8 protein-coding genes are annotated in these 17,433 nt (G+C 61.2%); 3 read left to right on the top strand and 5 right to left on the bottom strand.

Annotated features, from left to right (window positions below; translation table 11 throughout):
* The first annotated feature begins 77 nt into the window (after positions 1 to 77).
* Positions 78 to 1,880 (top strand): acyl-CoA dehydrogenase, encoded by a 1,803-nt coding sequence (locus tag JOE33_RS11560; RefSeq protein ID WP_187625029.1) that lies wholly within the window; start codon positions 78 to 80, stop codon positions 1,878 to 1,880.
* A gap of 32 nt (positions 1,881 to 1,912) precedes the next feature.
* Here JOE33_RS11560 and JOE33_RS11565 read toward each other — a convergent pair whose 3' ends face one another.
* The gene (locus JOE33_RS11565) at positions 1,913 to 4,534 is read right to left on the bottom strand and encodes a DUF6543 domain-containing protein (RefSeq protein WP_187625097.1); all 2,622 of its coding nucleotides are present in this window, start codon (positions 4,532 to 4,534) and stop codon (positions 1,913 to 1,915) included.
* 145 nt (positions 4,535 to 4,679) lie between these two features.
* A complete protein-coding gene (locus JOE33_RS11570; protein ID WP_187625028.1) occupies positions 4,680 to 7,811 on the bottom strand; it encodes a DUF6543 domain-containing protein in 3,132 nt (1,043 codons plus the stop codon).
* 250 nt (positions 7,812 to 8,061) lie between these two features.
* On the opposite strand from JOE33_RS11570, the gene JOE33_RS11575 reads away from it, so the two are divergent.
* On the top strand, positions 8,062 to 9,804 hold the full coding sequence (locus JOE33_RS11575; protein WP_003414375.1) for a potassium/proton antiporter: 1,743 nt from the start codon (positions 8,062 to 8,064) through the stop codon (positions 9,802 to 9,804).
* Positions 9,805 to 9,842: 38 nt separating this feature from the next.
* Complete coding sequence (gene mscK / locus JOE33_RS11580) at positions 9,843 to 13,232, top strand: mechanosensitive channel MscK (protein ID WP_187625096.1); 3,390 nt, start codon at positions 9,843 to 9,845, stop codon at positions 13,230 to 13,232.
* Positions 13,233 to 13,292: 60 nt separating this feature from the next.
* Here the strand turns inward: mscK and JOE33_RS11585 are convergent, their stop codons facing one another.
* Genes JOE33_RS11585 through JOE33_RS11595 form a run of 3 tightly spaced genes read right to left on the bottom strand, consistent with a single transcriptional unit; the run spans position 13,293 to position 17,431 of the window.
* Positions 13,293 to 15,026, bottom strand: coding sequence for a biotin carboxylase N-terminal domain-containing protein (locus JOE33_RS11585; protein ID WP_187625027.1), 1,734 nt, complete (start codon positions 15,024 to 15,026; stop codon positions 13,293 to 13,295).
* Positions 15,023 to 16,627 (bottom strand): 5-oxoprolinase/urea amidolyase family protein, encoded by a 1,605-nt coding sequence (locus JOE33_RS11590; protein WP_010440074.1) that lies wholly within the window; start codon positions 16,625 to 16,627, stop codon positions 15,023 to 15,025. Before JOE33_RS11590 ends, JOE33_RS11585 begins: the two co-directional genes overlap by 4 nt.
* 9 nt (positions 16,628 to 16,636) lie before the next feature.
* Positions 16,637 to 17,431: a putative hydro-lyase gene (locus JOE33_RS11595; protein WP_010440072.1), complete on the bottom strand. Its 795-nt coding sequence runs from the start codon at positions 17,429 to 17,431 to the stop codon at positions 16,637 to 16,639.
* Positions 17,432 to 17,433: the final 2 nt, after the last annotated feature.

The following is a 17,433-nucleotide window of genomic DNA, read 5'->3' on the forward strand; positions in this document are numbered from 1 at the left end:
TCACCCGAATCAATCTTGCTACCCTCCCCCCTCAACCCGACCTAGACTTGAGCCATTCCAAGAACAGGTACGCCATCATGTCCGAGTCGCTGCTCAGTTCCCGAAATCTGGCTTTCGAGCTGTATGAAGTGCTGGACGCCGAAGGTCTGACACGTCGCGAGCGCTTTGCCGAGCATTCGCGGGAAACCTTTGATGCGGCGCTGGGGACGGCGCGCGCCATTGCGGAAAAACACTTCGCACCGCACAACCGCAAGGCAGACGAAAACGAACCGCGCTATGAAAATGGCGAAGCGATCCTGATACCAGAGGTCAAGCCCGCGATAGACGCGTTTCTCGAGGCAGGCTTTCTCAATGCATCACGCGATTTCGACGCAGGCGGCATGCAGTTGCCCACGCTGCTGTCGCAAGCCTGTTTTGCCCACTTTCAGGCTGCCAATGTCGGCACCACGTCGTATCCGTTTCTGACGATGGGCGCCGCCAACCTGATCGAGAGTTTTGCCGACGACGAGCAGAAGCAGCGTTTTCTGCAACCCATGCTCGAAGGACGCTTCTTCGGCACCATGGCGCTGACCGAGCCGCACGCCGGCTCGTCGCTGTCAGATATCCGTACGCGCGCCGAGCCGGCAGGCGACGGCACTTATCGACTGCGTGGCAACAAGATATTCATTTCCTGCGGCGATCACTCGCTGTCGGAAAACATCGTGCACATGGTCCTGGCAAAACTGCCGGATGCGCCAGGCGGGGTCAAAGGCATCTCGCTGTTCATCGTGCCCAAGTTTCTGGTCAACGATGACGGCAGCCTCGGCACGCGCAACGATGTGCTGCTGGCTGGCCTGTTTCACAAGATGGGCTGGAAAGGCACTACTTCCACTGCGCTGAATTTCGGCGATAACGGTGAGTGTGTCGGCTATCTGGTGGGCAAACCTCACCATGGCTTGAATTACATGTTCCAGATGATGAACGAAGCGCGTATCGGCGTCGGGCTTGGTGCGGCGATGCTGGGTTATTCCGGCTACCTTTATTCACTGGAGTACGCCCGCGAGCGGCCGCAAGGACGCTTGCCGGACAGCAAAAGCCCGGACAGCAAACCGGTATCCATCATTGAACATGCTGATGTGCGGCGCATGCTGCTGACCCAGAAAGCTTACGTGGAAGGCGCGTTTGACCTGTGCCTGTACGCCTCGCGACTGTTCGATGACACGCAGACCGGCGAAACCGAAGACGATCGCAAGCACGCACACGAACTGCTGGACCTGCTGACCCCGGTGGTCAAGTCCTGGCCGTCGGAGTTCTGCCTGAAGGCCAACGAACTGGCGATCCAGGTCCTGGGCGGCCACGGTTACACGCGCGAATACCCGGTCGAGCAGTATTACCGGGATAACCGCCTCAATCCGATTCATGAAGGCACTCACGGCATCCAGTCACTGGATCTGCTGGGCCGCAAGCTGGCCCAGAATGGCGGCACCGGTCTCAAGCAACTGCTGCGCCTGATCTCGGCGACCTGCGAACGCGCCCAGGCCCATCCATCACTCGACGAATTGCGTCAGCCCCTGCAGCAACTGGTCGCACGCGTGCAGGCGGTCACCCTCGGGCTGCTGACCGATCTGGCCCAGGGCAGAATCACCAGCACGCTGGCCAACTCGGCGCTGTACCTCAAGGCATTCGGCCACGCGGCAGTCGGTTGGCGATGGCTCGAACAGGCGATCCGCGCAGAAGAAGGTTTGAGCCGCGGCAATCAGGCCGACAACGACTTTTACCGCGGCAAGCTGCAGGCAGCCCGATACTTCCTGACGTGGGAAGTACCGGGCTGCCATCATGAACTGGCGATTCTGGAGAGCCGCGATGAAACCTGCCTGTCGATGCGCGGTGAGTGGTTTTAAGCAGACAGGACGCAGGTTCGGCATACGGTCAATCAGTGAAAGCCGAACAGGTCAGCCAATGGCTCCTGCGGGAAAAACAGGTCGACCAGTGGCTTGGCATCATTACCCAGTTTGAGTGCGTACTGCTCTCGGCTGAAGGGCTCGCCCGTGCGCATGTCGTAAAGCGCCCGTCCCGGATGAGGGCGATCGACCTCCTGCATCTGGATTTTCATGATGCGGTAAAACTCGCCGCTCACCTCTTCGATGCTATCGATCTGAAAGTAGCAGCCGGGCAAAAAGATCGATTCGGCCTCCTCGGGGGAGGCTGAAAACGGCGCAACCGGGGTGGCCCTCAGGTATCGCCCCTTGGGCAAAACGAAGACCACCGACGTGTCATCGAAGGTTACCGGCCCCTGCATGGCGTTAATCGGCGCGCCGGCCCGACTGCTGGCGAAGGCGCTGACCACATAGGGGTTTTCGCTGAACGAGGTGACATCGGTATTGACCAGCACATCACCGACCTTGATCTGCCCGCTGCGGAACACGGCCCCCGAAGTCCCTCGATCACCGCTGCCGCCTCGGTACAACTCGACATCATTGTTGTACCCCACCACATGAATGTCCTCGGCCAGTCGTTCGATGAGTCGCACCTGATTGGCCCTTTCGCTCTCGCCCGTGCGCAGGAACCGATTGAATTCAGCGTCATCCTGGGTATAGAGCATGATATTTCTGCCGTAATAGTCGTCCTCACCAAGCTTGAAGACCCGATGTTTGCCATGCCAAGGGTCTTTGTACACCTCGTCGCCGTCAGGTGATGAGTCCGACACAGGGACATTTTCAGGGTCTGGCTGCCAAATGCTCATGACGTCTTTCTGGCGGGCCAAGGCCGCTTCGGCATAGTGCTGCTCACTGAACAGATCCGTTTGCAGATACCTGTCCCAAAAGGCCGAGTGCACTGTCAAATAAGGCTTGCCCGTCGCGGCGGATGCACTGCTGGACGGCACCGGCACATCCATCGGGGCACCGCCCTGCAGACCCGGCGAGTCAAGTAACGCCCACTCCCCGCTGACACTCAGGCGCACCGGCTTGCTGCCCACGAATGCAAACGGGTTGTCCGGGTTGACGATAAACCAGCATTGCTGCGGCTCATTGAACATCACGCGATAGGGCAATTGCGCAAGCTTGATCCAGGTTTCGCCATTGCCCAGCGTGTAGATGCCGCGAAACCTGCCCTCCGCGGCTGAAGGCGTAAAGCTGTCGAGCAGCAGGTTGCCTTCCATATTGTCCAGCGCATGGGCCGGCGCGCTGCTGCCTTCCAGTACCTCGCTGGAGATCGGCAGCCCTTCGATTGCGGCCACCGACACAGGCTGGGGGGCGGCACGCAGGGACATCAACAGCGGCAGGTTGAAGAGCAGATAAATAATGTTGTTGATCGCGCCCAACACACCCGCCTTGCGCTGCACCGCAGTCTTGCCATTGACCGCCTGATCGATGTTCAAACCGGTATTGGCGACGCTTGCGCCGACCAGCGTCAAGGCGATCGGCCAACCCAACGGCGCAAGCCCGCCAAACACTTGCAGGAACGCGCCCAGGTAGCCGATCCACATCTGCTTGCGCATATCCGCATTGGAGGTCAACAGTTCACGCGCCTCGGCGGTCATTCCCTGACGGGCGAAGTCTCGCAGACACACGAAGGGATCACCGGCAATAGGTGCCTGCGCCAGGTTGACGAGTCGAACGTCGGCACGCCAATCGTGCGCGAGCAACTGGCTCACCGCGCGAAAGAATCGCTCACCGTCCTTTGTCCGTGACGCCTCACCATGCAGAAACTGGCGCGTTATCGCCTTGTCTGCGTGCTCGCCCATAAACCGGGCCTTGAGCCAGCGGTACACCTCGCGCTCGCTATAGAACACCATGAACGGCTGTTCGGCATCGGGCCAGTAGATTATCTCGCGGCCAGTGGCAGTGACGATACGCAGCATGTCATGAGCCTTGATGCCATCGATATCCAGCGTGTGTACCGTGACACCGGGAGTTGCAGGAGGCGTGCCCTGCAACGTCTTCAGTGTAGGGGGCTGCAAGGGGTCGGTGGTGACGACGCACGTAACATGCTTGAAATCGACGGCTGAAAGCTGGCCCTTGCGCAGACAGTGACTGGCTGCAACCAGATAGTGTGCCTTGGCCAGGGTGCAGAAGTTCTCGCTGTGCAGGCTCCAGAATCGCTCCATACGGCGGGTGTACAGCGTGCTGAAATCAAGCGTCCACATGTCTTTGAGCACGTCCTGAGGCAGCATGGGCACCTCATTGCGCTCGTCGAAAACCCCATGATCCGGGCCATCGGTATAGAAGCCGCCGTACAGGGAAAGCTCATCGCTGGCTTCCTGATCGTGGGCGCTGAAGTGCCGCATGAGCAGCTCGATCAAGGTCATCGACTGCACCGGCGTTCCGGAATGCTGCCAGCCGGTAAACGTGCGCGGACTGCTGCTGGCACTGCTGAAACGATGCCAATACACCCGCTCCGGAGCGAACACGCGCTGTGTGTGCTGAAGAATGATCCTGCTGGCGGCGGTGTGTGCCAGGTCGTAAAGATCGGGATAATCGAGAACGAACTGCTGCGCACGTTCGCGCAGCAGTTTCTGGTCAGATTCAGGTGTTTGCAGAGAACTCGGTGGCATGACGTCTTCCTGTATGAGAGAAGTCATGCACGTAATCATTCATCGGAGCGTTCATGGCGCTAACTATCTATACCGCCACGAACTTGTGAATACAGGTGGCGGCTCAGCCAACGAGCCACTGCAAATACTGCAAACACTGAATGCCTTACCAACCATTCTCGGAGCCCGGGGAAATCTTCGCCCTGCTCTTGAATGGAAAATAAAAGTCCACGGCCTCGTTAAGGTGATCGATGTACAACACGGACAAGACCTCGTCGACCGGCAAATAGGAACGCTCCAGCAGATCGAAATAATCTGGCCGCAGCATTCTCAAGACGTCTGACATGAGCTTGGGACCGGTCAGGTCCGAAATGCGCGTCATGTATGGCGTCATTCGCTCCTTGGAAGCGCTTCGCGAGGCTTCGCTGCTGTGGTCGATAAAGGGTCTGCGTGTACTGAAAAACGCCTTGTTGGTCTGTTTTTCATTCTGGAAACGCGTGTTTATTTCCTTCAGGATCCTCTTCAGGACCGGATTATCCGGATGGCTGGCGAAATGGCTGTTACCCGGCCCGGTGTAGCTCAATTGCTGCGCATCCAGACGCCTTCCCAGCAATACATCATTGGGCCCTGCTTTCAATGGCGTGCCTGCGAAAGGGACATTGATGGTGTCATCGCAATCCAGATAAATGCCGCCGTATTCGTTGATCAGCCGATAGCGCAGAATGTCCGACGCCGCCGCATAATTACGATTATCCGAGTGCATGAAATAGTTGAAGGCTTCGCCGTTTTCACCACTCAGGAACGTGGGAAAGAACGCTTCTTCCTTGAGCCTGGAAATCTGCATCTGTGGATGGGCACTGAAGTAATCCAGCAACTGCTGATGCGCCGTCGGGTGGTTGATATCGATATGCAGCTCGAAGCGCAAGTCCGGGCTGGTGCGCATGTTGTCCAGCATCTTTTCCAGCAGGTTATCGCCCGGCATGCGTTCGCCCAGCCATATGTGGTGAACCACACGGCTGATGGGCTCGGCATCTGCAGGCAACCTGGGCACGCGAGGAAAAGAATAGATTTCGAAGCGCCGACTCTGTGGCAGGTTGGCCTCTACTTTCCTGAATGCATCTTCCGCCCCGCCGTTCCAGACTCCGTTGCGGTCCAGCCAGACAAGGCCATTTGAAGACGGGTCAGTTCGCCAGCACGGAATGTCCGCATCGTAATAGACGTTCTTCCTGCCCCCTCCGATCTGAATGAAGTACTTCTCTACGACCGTCCCTTTTGCCTCGCTCAGTACTTCCTCGACCATGATCTGATCCAGTGGCAACTCGATCTGCACCTTGGGGCCCCAGCGCTGCACCTCGATGGCTGGCTCTTCAGGCATGACCGCCACGACGGCGCTTTCTGCCTCGCTGACAGGCGGCAATCGCGAGCCGTCAAAGCTCTCCCCGCCGCGCAAACCGAGCTTGAGGTCCAGATCCCAATAGCCGGTGTCGATAGTCTTCACGTAAGGCCCCCAGACACGCGGATCAGAATCAGAGCGAATCCGGTACTGCTTTTCCTGTGGCACCCACTCGACCCGAAACGCCTGGTCATGCAGTTCGATGTAACTTTTGCCTTGCAGCGGATAAATGCCCGCCACTTCTCCCGACGCCAGTCCCGGCAGATCCTGAGTCACTTCGAGCGCGCGCAGCAGGCGGCGCATTTTGGCATCGAGCGAACGCAAGGCCGGCGGCTCTTCCCTGAACACAGGAATCGGCTCGACCTCTACAGCAGGGTCGATCGAGGGGGTTGGGACGGAGACTTCATAACCGTCTCCCGTCTTGTCAATCAGCCCGGTTTCGGCGCCAGCCTCGACCGCAGCGCCCTCCTCGGCAAGAATCGGCAACGCGTTCAATACCCCGAATGCAATCCGCCCAAGCCCCGCCTGACGCTCGTCCAGCGTACGGCCATTGACTGCCGCGTCGACGCCCAGCCCGACCAGTGCAAGGGACAGCCCCGCGATGACCGGAATCAGTTCGGGAAAGACGATGGCAACACCGCCCAGAACAGACACACACTCGCTCAAGCCACTGCTGGCTTCCTCTTTCCAGTAGTCGCCATGGCTACGTATTTTTTGCAGCGCGTCAGCTTCAGATTTCGCCTTGACCCGATCCTTGAAGTGCGAGAACGGCCAGGGCTGCAGCGGCTCGCCGAACCGCACCAGTTTGCGCGGGTTCCACGCACCGGTCGCGGCGTCCAGCAGTTTCGGGTAGACAGCGAAGCCTCTGAGGGCGGTGGCAACACCACTGTAGAAAAAGCCATCGACGTCATCCGTGGCATTGAAATGCCCCTCTAAGGACCGGCGTTTGCCCGGATCCTTGCACATCAGCGCGACCCAGTCCTTGAGTGCGTCGGCGCTGGCGAATGCGTGAATCGGTGACGAATTGCCAGGGATGTAGAGCAGCACGGTCGGCGAATCGGCACTGCGTATGACCATGATGTCGGCGGCGCTGTAGCCATGCACCTGCAACTCGGAAATCGTCACGCGAGTGGAAATCGGCGCGGCGACAAAAGCGTCGAAACTCAGCTGTTTCCAACCCTGATCGGCAGGCAGCCCGAGCGCCTCCAGCACCATGTCCTTGTGCTCGGCCTTGAGCGTGTTTTCCTCGGCTTGCAGCCAGGCCGCCCTGAACAGACCGGCCTTGAGCATCAGGTTGTAGTCTTCTGCGTGCGCCTGCCAGAACTGTTTCAGGTAGGCGAGATAGCCGGCTTGCAGGTTGTGGTCCCAGATGTACTGCTTGAACGCCTCGGCAGTCAGGCTGAGTTGCGTCGTCGAATCGTAGTGCTGCGGATCGGTTTTCCGGTACACCGCCTCATAAGCGACGCAGTCATAGGACGGCAATTTTTCATCCACAACCTGACAGTCGAGACCGTCCTGATGATGTGGCTGCAAATGCCCGAGGTGATCAAACCAGTCGCCATTGCCCTTTTGCTGCCAGTTACGCAGCAGAGCCTCGGTCAGCGTCATCGAATGAGCGACATTGGCGCGGTGAGGAGCGGGATGGAGCTTCGGGTCTTCGATATACAGAGTGGCGATCAGGGTGTCGTCCGGATCGATCTCGACGCCCCATCTTGACTGGCATTGCTGTGCGATATCCCGCGCAGCAAGAGCGGCAGGTGACTGCAGGCTGATCGGGTTGAGCCGGAAGTAATCGCTGACCGAATAGTCTTCGTCTACCCGCGCCCAGAACTCTGCGTCAGAGTCATCATCGCCAGCCCTGTCGTCATCGCCAAAGTCGTACTGTGCTGCAAATTCATCGTCCATGATGAAAAACCTTCTTGGTGGTTGGAGCCCCGACAGTAGGGAGCAAGGAGGCCTGGTCTGCGGTATATAACTCTGTGTCAGCCGCTGGATTGCAACCAATCGTGAGCCCGGGAGCGCCGGTCTGGGTCAATCACTCGAAATTGCTCTTTGACAGCCAAGCAATTCAACAGGTTAAATCCCTTGGCACGCGGACTGCATGGTCAGCTTTCGCCCTTCCTGCTTCAATTCAGTTTTCTACGGAGTACCGCCCTTGGACGCCACCACCATCAACAGCCTGTTCCTGATCGGCGCGTTGCTGGTAGCCGCAAGCATCCTGGTCAGTTCTCTTTCGTCACGCCTCGGCATTCCGATCCTGGTCATCATCCTTGCAGTGGGCATGGTGGCAGGCGTCGATGGCGGCGGGATTATCTTTGACAACTATGCGACCGCCTACCTGGTGGGCAACCTTGCACTGGCGGTGATCCTGCTCGACGGCGGGCTGCGAACGCGGGTAGCCAGTTTCCGGGTTGCGCTGTGGCCGGCCTTGTCGCTGGCGACGGTAGGCGTGCTGATCACCACCGTACTGACCGGGATGATGGCTGCGTGGCTATTCAATCTCAGCGTCATCCAGGGCCTGCTGATCGGCGCGATCGTCGGCTCCACGGACGCCGCGGCGGTGTTCTCCCTGTTGGGCGGCAAAGGTTTGAACGAGCGCGTTACCGCCAGCCTCGAGATCGAGTCGGGTAGCAACGATCCCATGGCGGTGTTCCTGACCGTCACCCTGATCGGCATGCTCGCCAGCGGGCAGACCGGGCTGCACTGGGGACTGCTGGGGCACCTGATCCAGGAATTCGGTATCGGTAGCTTCATCGGCCTGGGCGGCGGCTGGATTCTGCTGCAACTGGTCAATCGCATCAATCTGGCGGCCGGCCTCTACCCGATTCTGGTGATTGCTGGCGGTCTGGCGATCTTCGCCCTGACCAACGCCATCCACGGCAGCGGTTTTCTCGCGGTCTACCTGTGCGGCCTGGTGCTCGGCAACCGGCCGATTCGCAGCCGCCATGGCATCCTGCATATGCTCGACGGCATGGCCTGGCTCGCGCAGATCGGCATGTTTCTGGTGCTGGGCCTGCTGGTCACACCGCACGATCTGCTGCCGATTGCGATACCCGCACTGGGTCTGGCGCTGTGGATGATTCTGGTGGCACGCCCGCTGTCGGTGATGGTCGGCCTGCTGCCGTTCAAGGCCTTCCATGACCGCGAAAAAGCCTTTATCGCCTGGGTCGGCCTGCGTGGCGCGGTGCCGATCATCCTCGCGGTGTTCCCGCTGATGGCCGGCCTGCCCAATGCGCAGCTGTATTTCAACCTGGCGTTCTTTATCGTGCTGGTTTCGCTGTTGCTGCAAGGCACCAGCCTGCCGTGGATGGCCAAACTGCTGAAGGTGACGGTTCCGCCTGATCCCGCGCCGATTTCCCGGGCCGCGCTGGAGGTACACGTCACCAGCGAGTGGGAGTTGTTCGTCTACCGACTGGGCGCCGAAAAATGGTGCATCGGCGCGGCGCTGCGTGAACTGAAGATGCCGGAAGGCACGCGTATCGCAGCATTGTTCCGCGGCCAGCAACTGCTCCACCCGTCCGGCAGTACGACCCTGGAAGTGGGTGATCTGCTGTGCGTGATCGGCCACGAACACGACCTCCCGGCGCTGGGAAAATTGTTCAGCCAGGCGCCGCAGCGCGGGCTGGACCTGCGTTTCTTCGGCGACTTCGTGCTCGAAGGCGACGCAAGGCTGGGTGAAGTGGCGGCCCTGTATGGCCTGAAACTCGACGGCATCGACCCTGGAATGCCGCTCAGCCAGTTCATCGTGCAGAAGAACCGTGGCGAGCCGGTGGTCGGCGACCAGGTTGAATGGAATGGAACTATTTGGACAGTTGCCGTCATGGACGGGAACAAGATCCAGAAAGTGGGCGTCAAATTCCCCGAAGGAACCCGCCCGGGCCCCGGACTGTTCCTTTAAACTGCCAACCCACACGTACCATCATGCGACCGGTGTCTATGTTTTCCCTGCGTTCCTTTTGTGCTGCCGCACTGTTTGCGCTCTGCCTGTCTTCCTTCCCGGCGCTCGCCGCCGATCCGCCCAGCAGCGACGCTGTTCAGCAAAGCCTCGACAAGATTGCCGACCGCAAGCTGCCTGACGCCGAGCAAAAGGCGCTGCAACAGGTCCTCGAACAGACACTGGCTTTTCTGGCCAGCAAGAAGGACAGCGAACAGAAGCTCGAAGCGCTCAAACAGCAGCTCGCCCAGGCGCCCAAACAGACATCGGAAAACCAGCGTGAACTGGCTCGCCTGAAAGAAAGCAAAGTGGTGCCCGTGGCCCAGCGCTATGGCGGTCTCGACGTGCCGCAGCTGGAGCAACTGCTCAGTCAGCGCAGCACCCAGCAAAGTGATCTGCAGAGCGAACTCAACGACGCCAACAGCCTGGCCATTACCGCGCAGACCCGGCCGGAACGTGCGCAGACCGAAATCAGCGCCAACCAGACGCGCATCCAGCAGATCAACGTCATCCTCAAGAATGGCAAGGACAACGGCAAGACCCTGAGCGCCGACCAGCGCAACCTGCTCAATGCAGAGCTGGCCTCGATCAACGCCCTCAACCTGCTGCGCCGCCAGGAACTGGCCGGCAACAGCCAGTTGCAGGACCTGGGCAACAGCCAGCATGACTTGCTGACCGAGAAGGTCGCGCGCCAGGAGCAGGAAATTCAGGACCTGCAGACCCTGATCAACGACAAGCGTCGCGCCCAGTCGCAAAAAACGGTCGCCGACCTGTCCCTGGAAGCGCAGAAGTCCGGCGGCAGCAGCCTGCTGGCGACCGAAAGCGCCGCCAACCTCAAGCTGTCTGACTACCTGTTGCGCGGCACCGATCGCCTCAACGAGCTGACCCAGCAGAACCTCAAGACCAAGCAGCAACTGGATAACCTGACCCAGACCGATCAAGCCCTCAGCGAGCAGATCAACGTGCTGAGCGGCAGCCTGCTGCTGTCCAAGATCCTCTACAAGCAAAAGCAGGCGTTGCCGCACCTGGAGCTGGACAAGGGGCTGGCCGACGAAATCGCCAACATCCGCCTGTATCAGTTCGACATCAACCAGCAACGCGAACAGATGAGCACGCCGACCGCATACGTCGAAAAGCTGCTCGCCACCCAGCCACCTGAAAACGTCACCCCGCAATTGCGCCGGACGCTGCTGGACCTGGCCATCACCCGCAGTGACTTGCTGGAGCGCCTCAATCGCGAGCTGAGCGCGTTGCTCAACGAGTCCATCACCCTGCAACTGAACCAGAAGCAGCTGACCAGTACTGCTCAGGGGCTGCGCTCCACACTCGACGAGCAGATGTTCTGGATCCCCAGCAACAAGCCGCTGGACGTGGAATGGTTTCAGAATATCTGGCCGCGTCTGCAAAAGCAGGTCGCCACCCTGCCGTGGACGTCCAGCCTCAGCGAACTGTCAGACGGCCTGACTCAGCGGCCGTTGCTGTTCCTGCCCTTGCTGCTGTTGATCGGCATACTGACCTGGAGACGCAAGGCGCTGTACCAGAAGCTCAATCGCCTGCACGCCGACATCGGTCACTTCAAACGTGACAGCCAATGGAAGACACCGCTGGCGCTGCTGATCAACGTGCTGCTGGCCATGCCCGTCGCACTGGGTCTGGCCCTGTGCGGCTACGCGCTGCAGATCGACGCCCGAGGGCAAAACGCCAACCTGGGCGAGGCATTGCTGCAGATCGCCCTCGCCTGGCTGGTGTTCTACACCGCCTATCGGGTCCTGGCCCCGCAAGGCGTCGCGCAACTGCACTTCCGCTGGGAGACGGCACAGGTCGAGTTCCTGCGTGGCTGGGTGCGGCGCCTGGGGCTGGTAGTCCTGGCCCTGGTGGCGGTAGTGGCCGTCGCTGAACACCAGCCTGCCGCACTGGCCGACGACGTGCTGGGGATCGGCGTGGTGCTGACCTGCTACGCACTGATGACCTGGCTGCTCGCTCGTCTACTGATCTCAAGCCCCACGCATCACAATGCCTCACTGTTCCGCAAAACCGTCGGCGTGGTGTTCACGGCATTGCCCGTCGCGCTCTTCCTCGCGGTCTGCTTTGGCTATTACTACACCGCGCTCAAGCTCAGCGACCGTCTGATCGACACCCTGTACCTGATGATGATCTGGCTGATGGTCGAGGCAACCTTCGTCCGCGGCCTGAGCGTCGCCGCCCGGCGCCTGGCCTATCAGCGCGCGCTGGCCAAACGTCAGGCAGCCAGAGAAAACGGCGACAGCGACATTCCGGTCGAAGAACCCAAGCTGGACATCGAACAGGTCAACCAGCAGTCGCTGCGCCTGATCCGTCTGGCCCTGCTGGCCGGATTCGTCGGCGCTCTGTACCTGGTGTGGGCCGAGCTGATCACGGTGTTCGCCTACCTGGACAACATCATCCTTTACGAATACACCAGCGGCACCGGTGCCAACATGAGCATGGTGCCGATCAGCCTGAGCGACTTCCTCGGTGCGGGGGTGATCATCGTCATTACCTTCGTGCTCGCGGGCAACCTGCCCGGCCTGCTGGAAGTGCTGGTGCTGTCACGCATGAACCTCGCGCAAGGCAGTGCCTATGCGACGACCACACTGCTGTCGTACACCATCGCCGGTGTCGGCTTCGTCACCACGCTGTCGACGCTGGGCGTGAGCTGGGACAAATTGCAGTGGCTGGTCGCGGCGCTGTCGGTGGGTCTGGGCTTCGGCATGCAGGAAATCTTCGCCAACTTCATTTCCGGCATCATGATCCTCTTCGAACGTCCGGTGCGGATCGGCGACACCATCACCATCGGCGCCCTGTCGGGGACGGTCAGCAAGATCCGCATCCGTGCCACGACCATCACCGACTTCGACCGCAAGGACATCATCGTCCCGAACAAGACCTTCATCACCGGCCAGCTCATCAACTGGTCGCTGACCGATACCGTTACCCGCGTAACCCTCAAGCTGGGCGTGGATTACGGCTCGGACCTGGACCTGGTGCGCTCCCTGCTGCTGCAAGCTGCCCGGGAAAACCCTCGGGTGCTCAAGGAGCCAGAGCCGATCGTCTACTTCCTGAACTTCGGCGAAAGCACCCTCGACCACGAACTGCGCATGCACGTACGCGATCTGGGCGACCGCAACCCGGTGCTCGACGAGATCAACCGCTTCATCAATCGCGAGTTCAAGAAGCAGCACATCAACATCTCGTTCCGCCAGATGGAGATCTACCTCAAGAACACCCAGGGTCTGGAATACAAACTGGTGCCTGCAGAGCCCGGTGACAAGGGCAATGCGCCGACCGGAAAAACCACCCTGCAGCCAGTGAACACCACCGTGACCCCGGCGACCAAGGATGCGCCCGAGCCGCCTGAGTTGCGGCTGGATTGAGAAGACTGACGGCGTACGTCGACCGGGCTGTCACCCGGTCGACGCACACTAGCGAATAACTCAGGCCTCAACCCGCCCAATCACCACCTTCGCTTCCAGATACCCACCAGGCTCCTGGCTGATCTGCACGGTTCCGGCACACGGTGCCAGTATCGATGTTTCCATCTTCATCGCCTCCATGATCGCGATCACCTGACCCTTCTCTACCGTCGCACCGTCTTCAACCGCCCAGGCATGCAGATTGCCCGCTACCGGGGTCAGGACTGCGTGCGGGTCCGGGGCATCGGTGACTGGCTGGCTGGCGTCAGCCGGTGCGGCAGCGTTCAGGCTCATGCCAGCCAGCAGCGCAGCAGGCAGGCCCAGTTCGTGGCGTTTGCCGTCGATTTCAACGAAGGTACGCAGCACGCCGGGGTCGACCGGTTCTGCGTTGCGCGGAGCGATGGTGACGTGCTCGGCGAAGTCGGTTTCGATCCAGCGGGTGTGGACGGCGAAGGTATTGGCCGCAGTGAAGTCGTCATGGGCCATGACCGCCCGATGGAACGGCAGCACGGTGGCCACGCCTTCCACCTTGAACTCGGCCAGCGCACGGCGGGCGCGGCTGATGGCCTGTTCGCGGGTTGCGCCGGTGACGATCAGCTTGGCGATCATCGAGTCGAAGTTCGGTGAGACCCGTGAGCCTTCCGTCACGCCGGTGTCCAGGCGCACGCCCGGGCCGGATGGCGGCTGGAAGACAGTGATAGACCCCGGCGTCGGCAGAAAGCCGTTGCCCGCGTCTTCGGCGTTGATGCGGAATTCAAAGCTGTGGCCGCGCGGCACAGGCGTGCCGTCGAACGACAGCGGCAGGCCGTCGGCGACGCGAAGTTGTTCGATGACCAGGTCCACGCCGCTGGTTTCTTCCGTCACCGGGTGTTCGACCTGCAAGCGCGTGTTGACCTCCAGAAACGACAAGGTGCCATCGCCGCTGAGCAGGAACTCCACCGTACCGGCACCGACATAACCCGCTTCGGCGCAGACCGCGCGGGCCGACTCATGAATGCGCTGGCGCAACTCGTCCGTCAGATAAGGGGCCGGCGCTTCCTCGATCAGCTTCTGGTTGCGACGCTGCAACGAGCAGTCACGGGTGCCGACCACAACCACCCGGCCATGACGGTCGGCAATGATCTGGGCCTCAATGTGCCGCGGGCGATCCAGGAAGCGCTCGACGAAGCACTCGCCACGACCGAACGCAGTCACCGCTTCACGCACCGCAGACTCGTACAGCTCGCTGACTTCATCGAGCTTCCAGGCGACTTTCAAGCCGCGACCACCGCCGCCAAACGCGGCCTTGATGGCAATCGGCAAGCCATGTTGCTCGGCAAACGCGACCACTTCAGAGGCATCGCTCACCGGGTCTTCCGTACCGGCCACCAGCGGTGCGCCGACCTTCAGGGCGATACGCCGGGCCTGGACTTTGTCCCCCAGCGCGTCGATGGTCGCAGGATCGGGACCGATCCAGATCAGACCGGCGTCGATCACAGCGCGGGCGAATTCGGCGCGCTCCGAGAGGAAGCCGTAGCCGGGGTGAACCGCATCGGCACCGGCACGAGCGGCAACCGCCAGCAGCTTTTCGATGTTCAGGTAGGTGTCGGTCGGGCGCTCGCCCTGCAGCCCATAGGCTTCATCGGCCTGACGTACGTGCAGCGCGTCGATATCGGCATCGGCGTACACCGCCACCGAGGCGACCCCGTAGTCACGGCAGGCACGGGCAATACGAACGGCAATTTCGCCACGATTGGCAATCAGAACCTTTTTCATCTGTTCTTGGTCTCGTCTGAAGTGGCGGGGCGCACGGGCTCGAAGGCGCTCAGCGGGTTGAAGCGAATGCGGGCATTGACCGGAATCTGCCCGGCCTTGTCCAGGTGGTAGGTGGCGACTGCGCCGATCACCGGGTAACCGCCGGTCAACGGGTGATCGGCCAGGAACAGCACCGGCTGGCCACTGGGCGGCACCTGAATGGCGCCGACCGTGGTGCCCTCGCTGGGCAACTCGCCATCGACGGCACGTTGCAGCGATTGCTCGCCCGCCAGGCGAATACCGATACGGTTGGACTGCGGCGTGACCCGCCAGGTCTGTTGCGCCAGCAGTTGCTGGGCTTCGGCGCTGAACCAGTCACTGCGCGGGCCCATGACCACATCCAGGGTGATGACCTGATCGGCACGCGGCATTTCGAAGGAGGGCTGTTCACTGACCGACACAGCCGATCCACCGGACCTGCGTTGAAAACCAAGTCGATCACCCGCCGCCAGCGGCGCCGGTCCGACCTGGGCCAGCGTGTCGGTGGACAGGCTGCCAAGCACCGGTTCATGAATGAAACCGCCACGAACCGCGAGATAATTGCGCAGGCCGGCGCTGGGCGAGCCGATGCTCACCTGATCGCCGCTCTGCAAGGCCAGCGGTGCATACAACGGTGCCTGCAGCCTTTCTCCTTCGGCGGTCAGCACTTCAACGCTGGCCTGAGCCCCGGTAATCGCCACAACGGTCTGCCCCTGACAAGTGAACGTCAGGCCACCCATGAGAATTTCCAGGCACGCCGTCGCCGGATCGTTACCCACCGCGCGGTTGGCAGCGCGCAAGGCGCCGCGATCCAGCGCACCCGATGCGGAAACTCCCTGCCCCGCCCGGCCGGGGCGGCCCAGGTCCTGAAACAGGGTCTGCAGACCTGGCGTCTCGATCTGCAGATAGTCTTCGCTGACCGTCGTCGCCTGCGGCCGGACAGGTGCGGCAACCTGCACACGGGTCTCCGGGAGCGGTCCGGCATCCTGGAAACGCACGCGGTAGCCGGGCTGGAGCAAGGCGGGCTCGTCGCGGCCCAGATCCCACATGGTTGAGGTGGTCACCCCGATAATCTGCCAGCCGCCGGGGCTGGCCTGTGGATAAATGCCACTGAAACCACCGGCCAGTGCCACGGCGCCAGCCGGAATACGTGTGCGCGGCGTGCTGCGCCGTGGCACCACGAAACCGGCGCCGCCGCTGAGGTAGGCAAAACCGGGCGCAAAGCCGCAGAAGGCAACGTTGTAGTCGCTGCCGGTGTGGCGCTTGATCACTTCCTCGACGCTGATGTCCAGCTCGCGGGCGACATCGGCCAGGTCTTCGCCGTTGTAATGCACAGGTATTTCGATCAGCTTGCCCGCCTCGCGGGCCTTGCCACGAATGTCGCGCGAGGCGATCTGTGTGGCGAGCGCTTCGAAACCGATGGCTGCCGGACGAAAATGCACCAGCAACGTTCGAGCAGCCGGGACGATTTCCTCGACGCCAGCGATGGGCATCTGCTGTAACGATTCGAACAGGGCCAGGGTCTCGTCCAGATTCGACAGTTCAACCAGGAGGGCATCCAGGTTGGCCGGGTAGAAACGCATGAGCCTCTCCTATACGTGGTAGTAGCTGTCCGGAATATCGGTAATGAACATGTGGCCCGGCGCGTGGGAAATCGCAAACGGCACACGGGACGCCATGACCACCGCCTGCGGGGTCACGCCGCAGGCCCAGAACACCGGAATCTCGCCGGGCCTGATCGTCACCGCATCACCAAAATCAGGGGTCGCCAGGTCGTTGATGCCGAGCAGTCCAGGCTCGCCGACATGTACCGGCGCGCCGTGCACACCGGGATAGCGACCGGTGATGCGCGCCGCTTCGGCAACCCGGTCCGCCGCGATCGGGCGCATCGACACCACCATGTTGCCCTGCAGGCGGCCGGCCGGGCGGCAGACCCGGTTGCTGCGGTACATTGGCACATTGCAGCCTTCGCTGATGTGGCGCACATCAATGCCAGCGTGCATCAGGTCGGTTTCGAAGGTGAAGCTGCAGCCGATCAGAAAGCTGACCAGATCAGTGTGCTGCGCCCAGATGTGGCTCACATCACTCAGTTCTTCGGCCAGTTGCCCATCGCGCCAGACCCGGTACAGCGGCAGGTCGGTGCGCAGATCAGCCTGCTCGGCCAACAGTGTGGTGTGGCTGCCGGGCTCGGTCACATCCAGCACCGGGCAGGCTTGCGGGTTGCGCTGCGCGAACAGCAGAAAGTCATACGCCCATTCACGCGGCAGCGTGATCATGTTGCACTGGGTCAGGCCGGGCGCTTCGCCAGCGGTCGGCGCGACGAATCCCTGGCGATAACGGGCACGGGCGGCGCTGGCGGCCTCGCGGGCGTGTTGCAGTGAGTTCATGA

The sequence above is a fragment of the Pseudomonas sp. PvP027 genome (assembly GCF_017833005.1).
GTDB lineage: Bacteria > Pseudomonadota > Gammaproteobacteria > Pseudomonadales > Pseudomonadaceae > Aquipseudomonas > Aquipseudomonas congelans.

Bases quoted from the DNA above. Each gene is read 5' to 3' on its own strand.
- JOE33_RS11590 (WP_010440074.1), bottom strand. From the start codon at position 16,627: ATGCGTTTCTACCCGGCCAACCTGGATGCCCTCCTGGTTGAACTGTCG.
- JOE33_RS11565 (WP_187625097.1), bottom strand. From the start codon at position 4,534: ATGCCACCGAGTTCTCTGCAAACACCTGAATCTGACCAGAAACTGCTG.
- JOE33_RS11595 (WP_010440072.1), bottom strand. From the start codon at position 17,431: ATGAACTCACTGCAACACGCCCGCGAGGCCGCCAGCGCCGCCCGTGCC.
- JOE33_RS11585 (WP_187625027.1), bottom strand. From the start codon at position 15,026: ATGAAAAAGGTTCTGATTGCCAATCGTGGCGAAATTGCCGTTCGTATT.
- JOE33_RS11560 (WP_187625029.1), top strand. From the start codon at position 78: ATGTCCGAGTCGCTGCTCAGTTCCCGAAATCTGGCTTTCGAGCTGTAT.
- mscK (WP_187625096.1), top strand. From the start codon at position 9,843: ATGTTTTCCCTGCGTTCCTTTTGTGCTGCCGCACTGTTTGCGCTCTGC.
- JOE33_RS11570 (WP_187625028.1), bottom strand. From the start codon at position 7,811: ATGGACGATGAATTTGCAGCACAGTACGACTTTGGCGATGACGACAGG.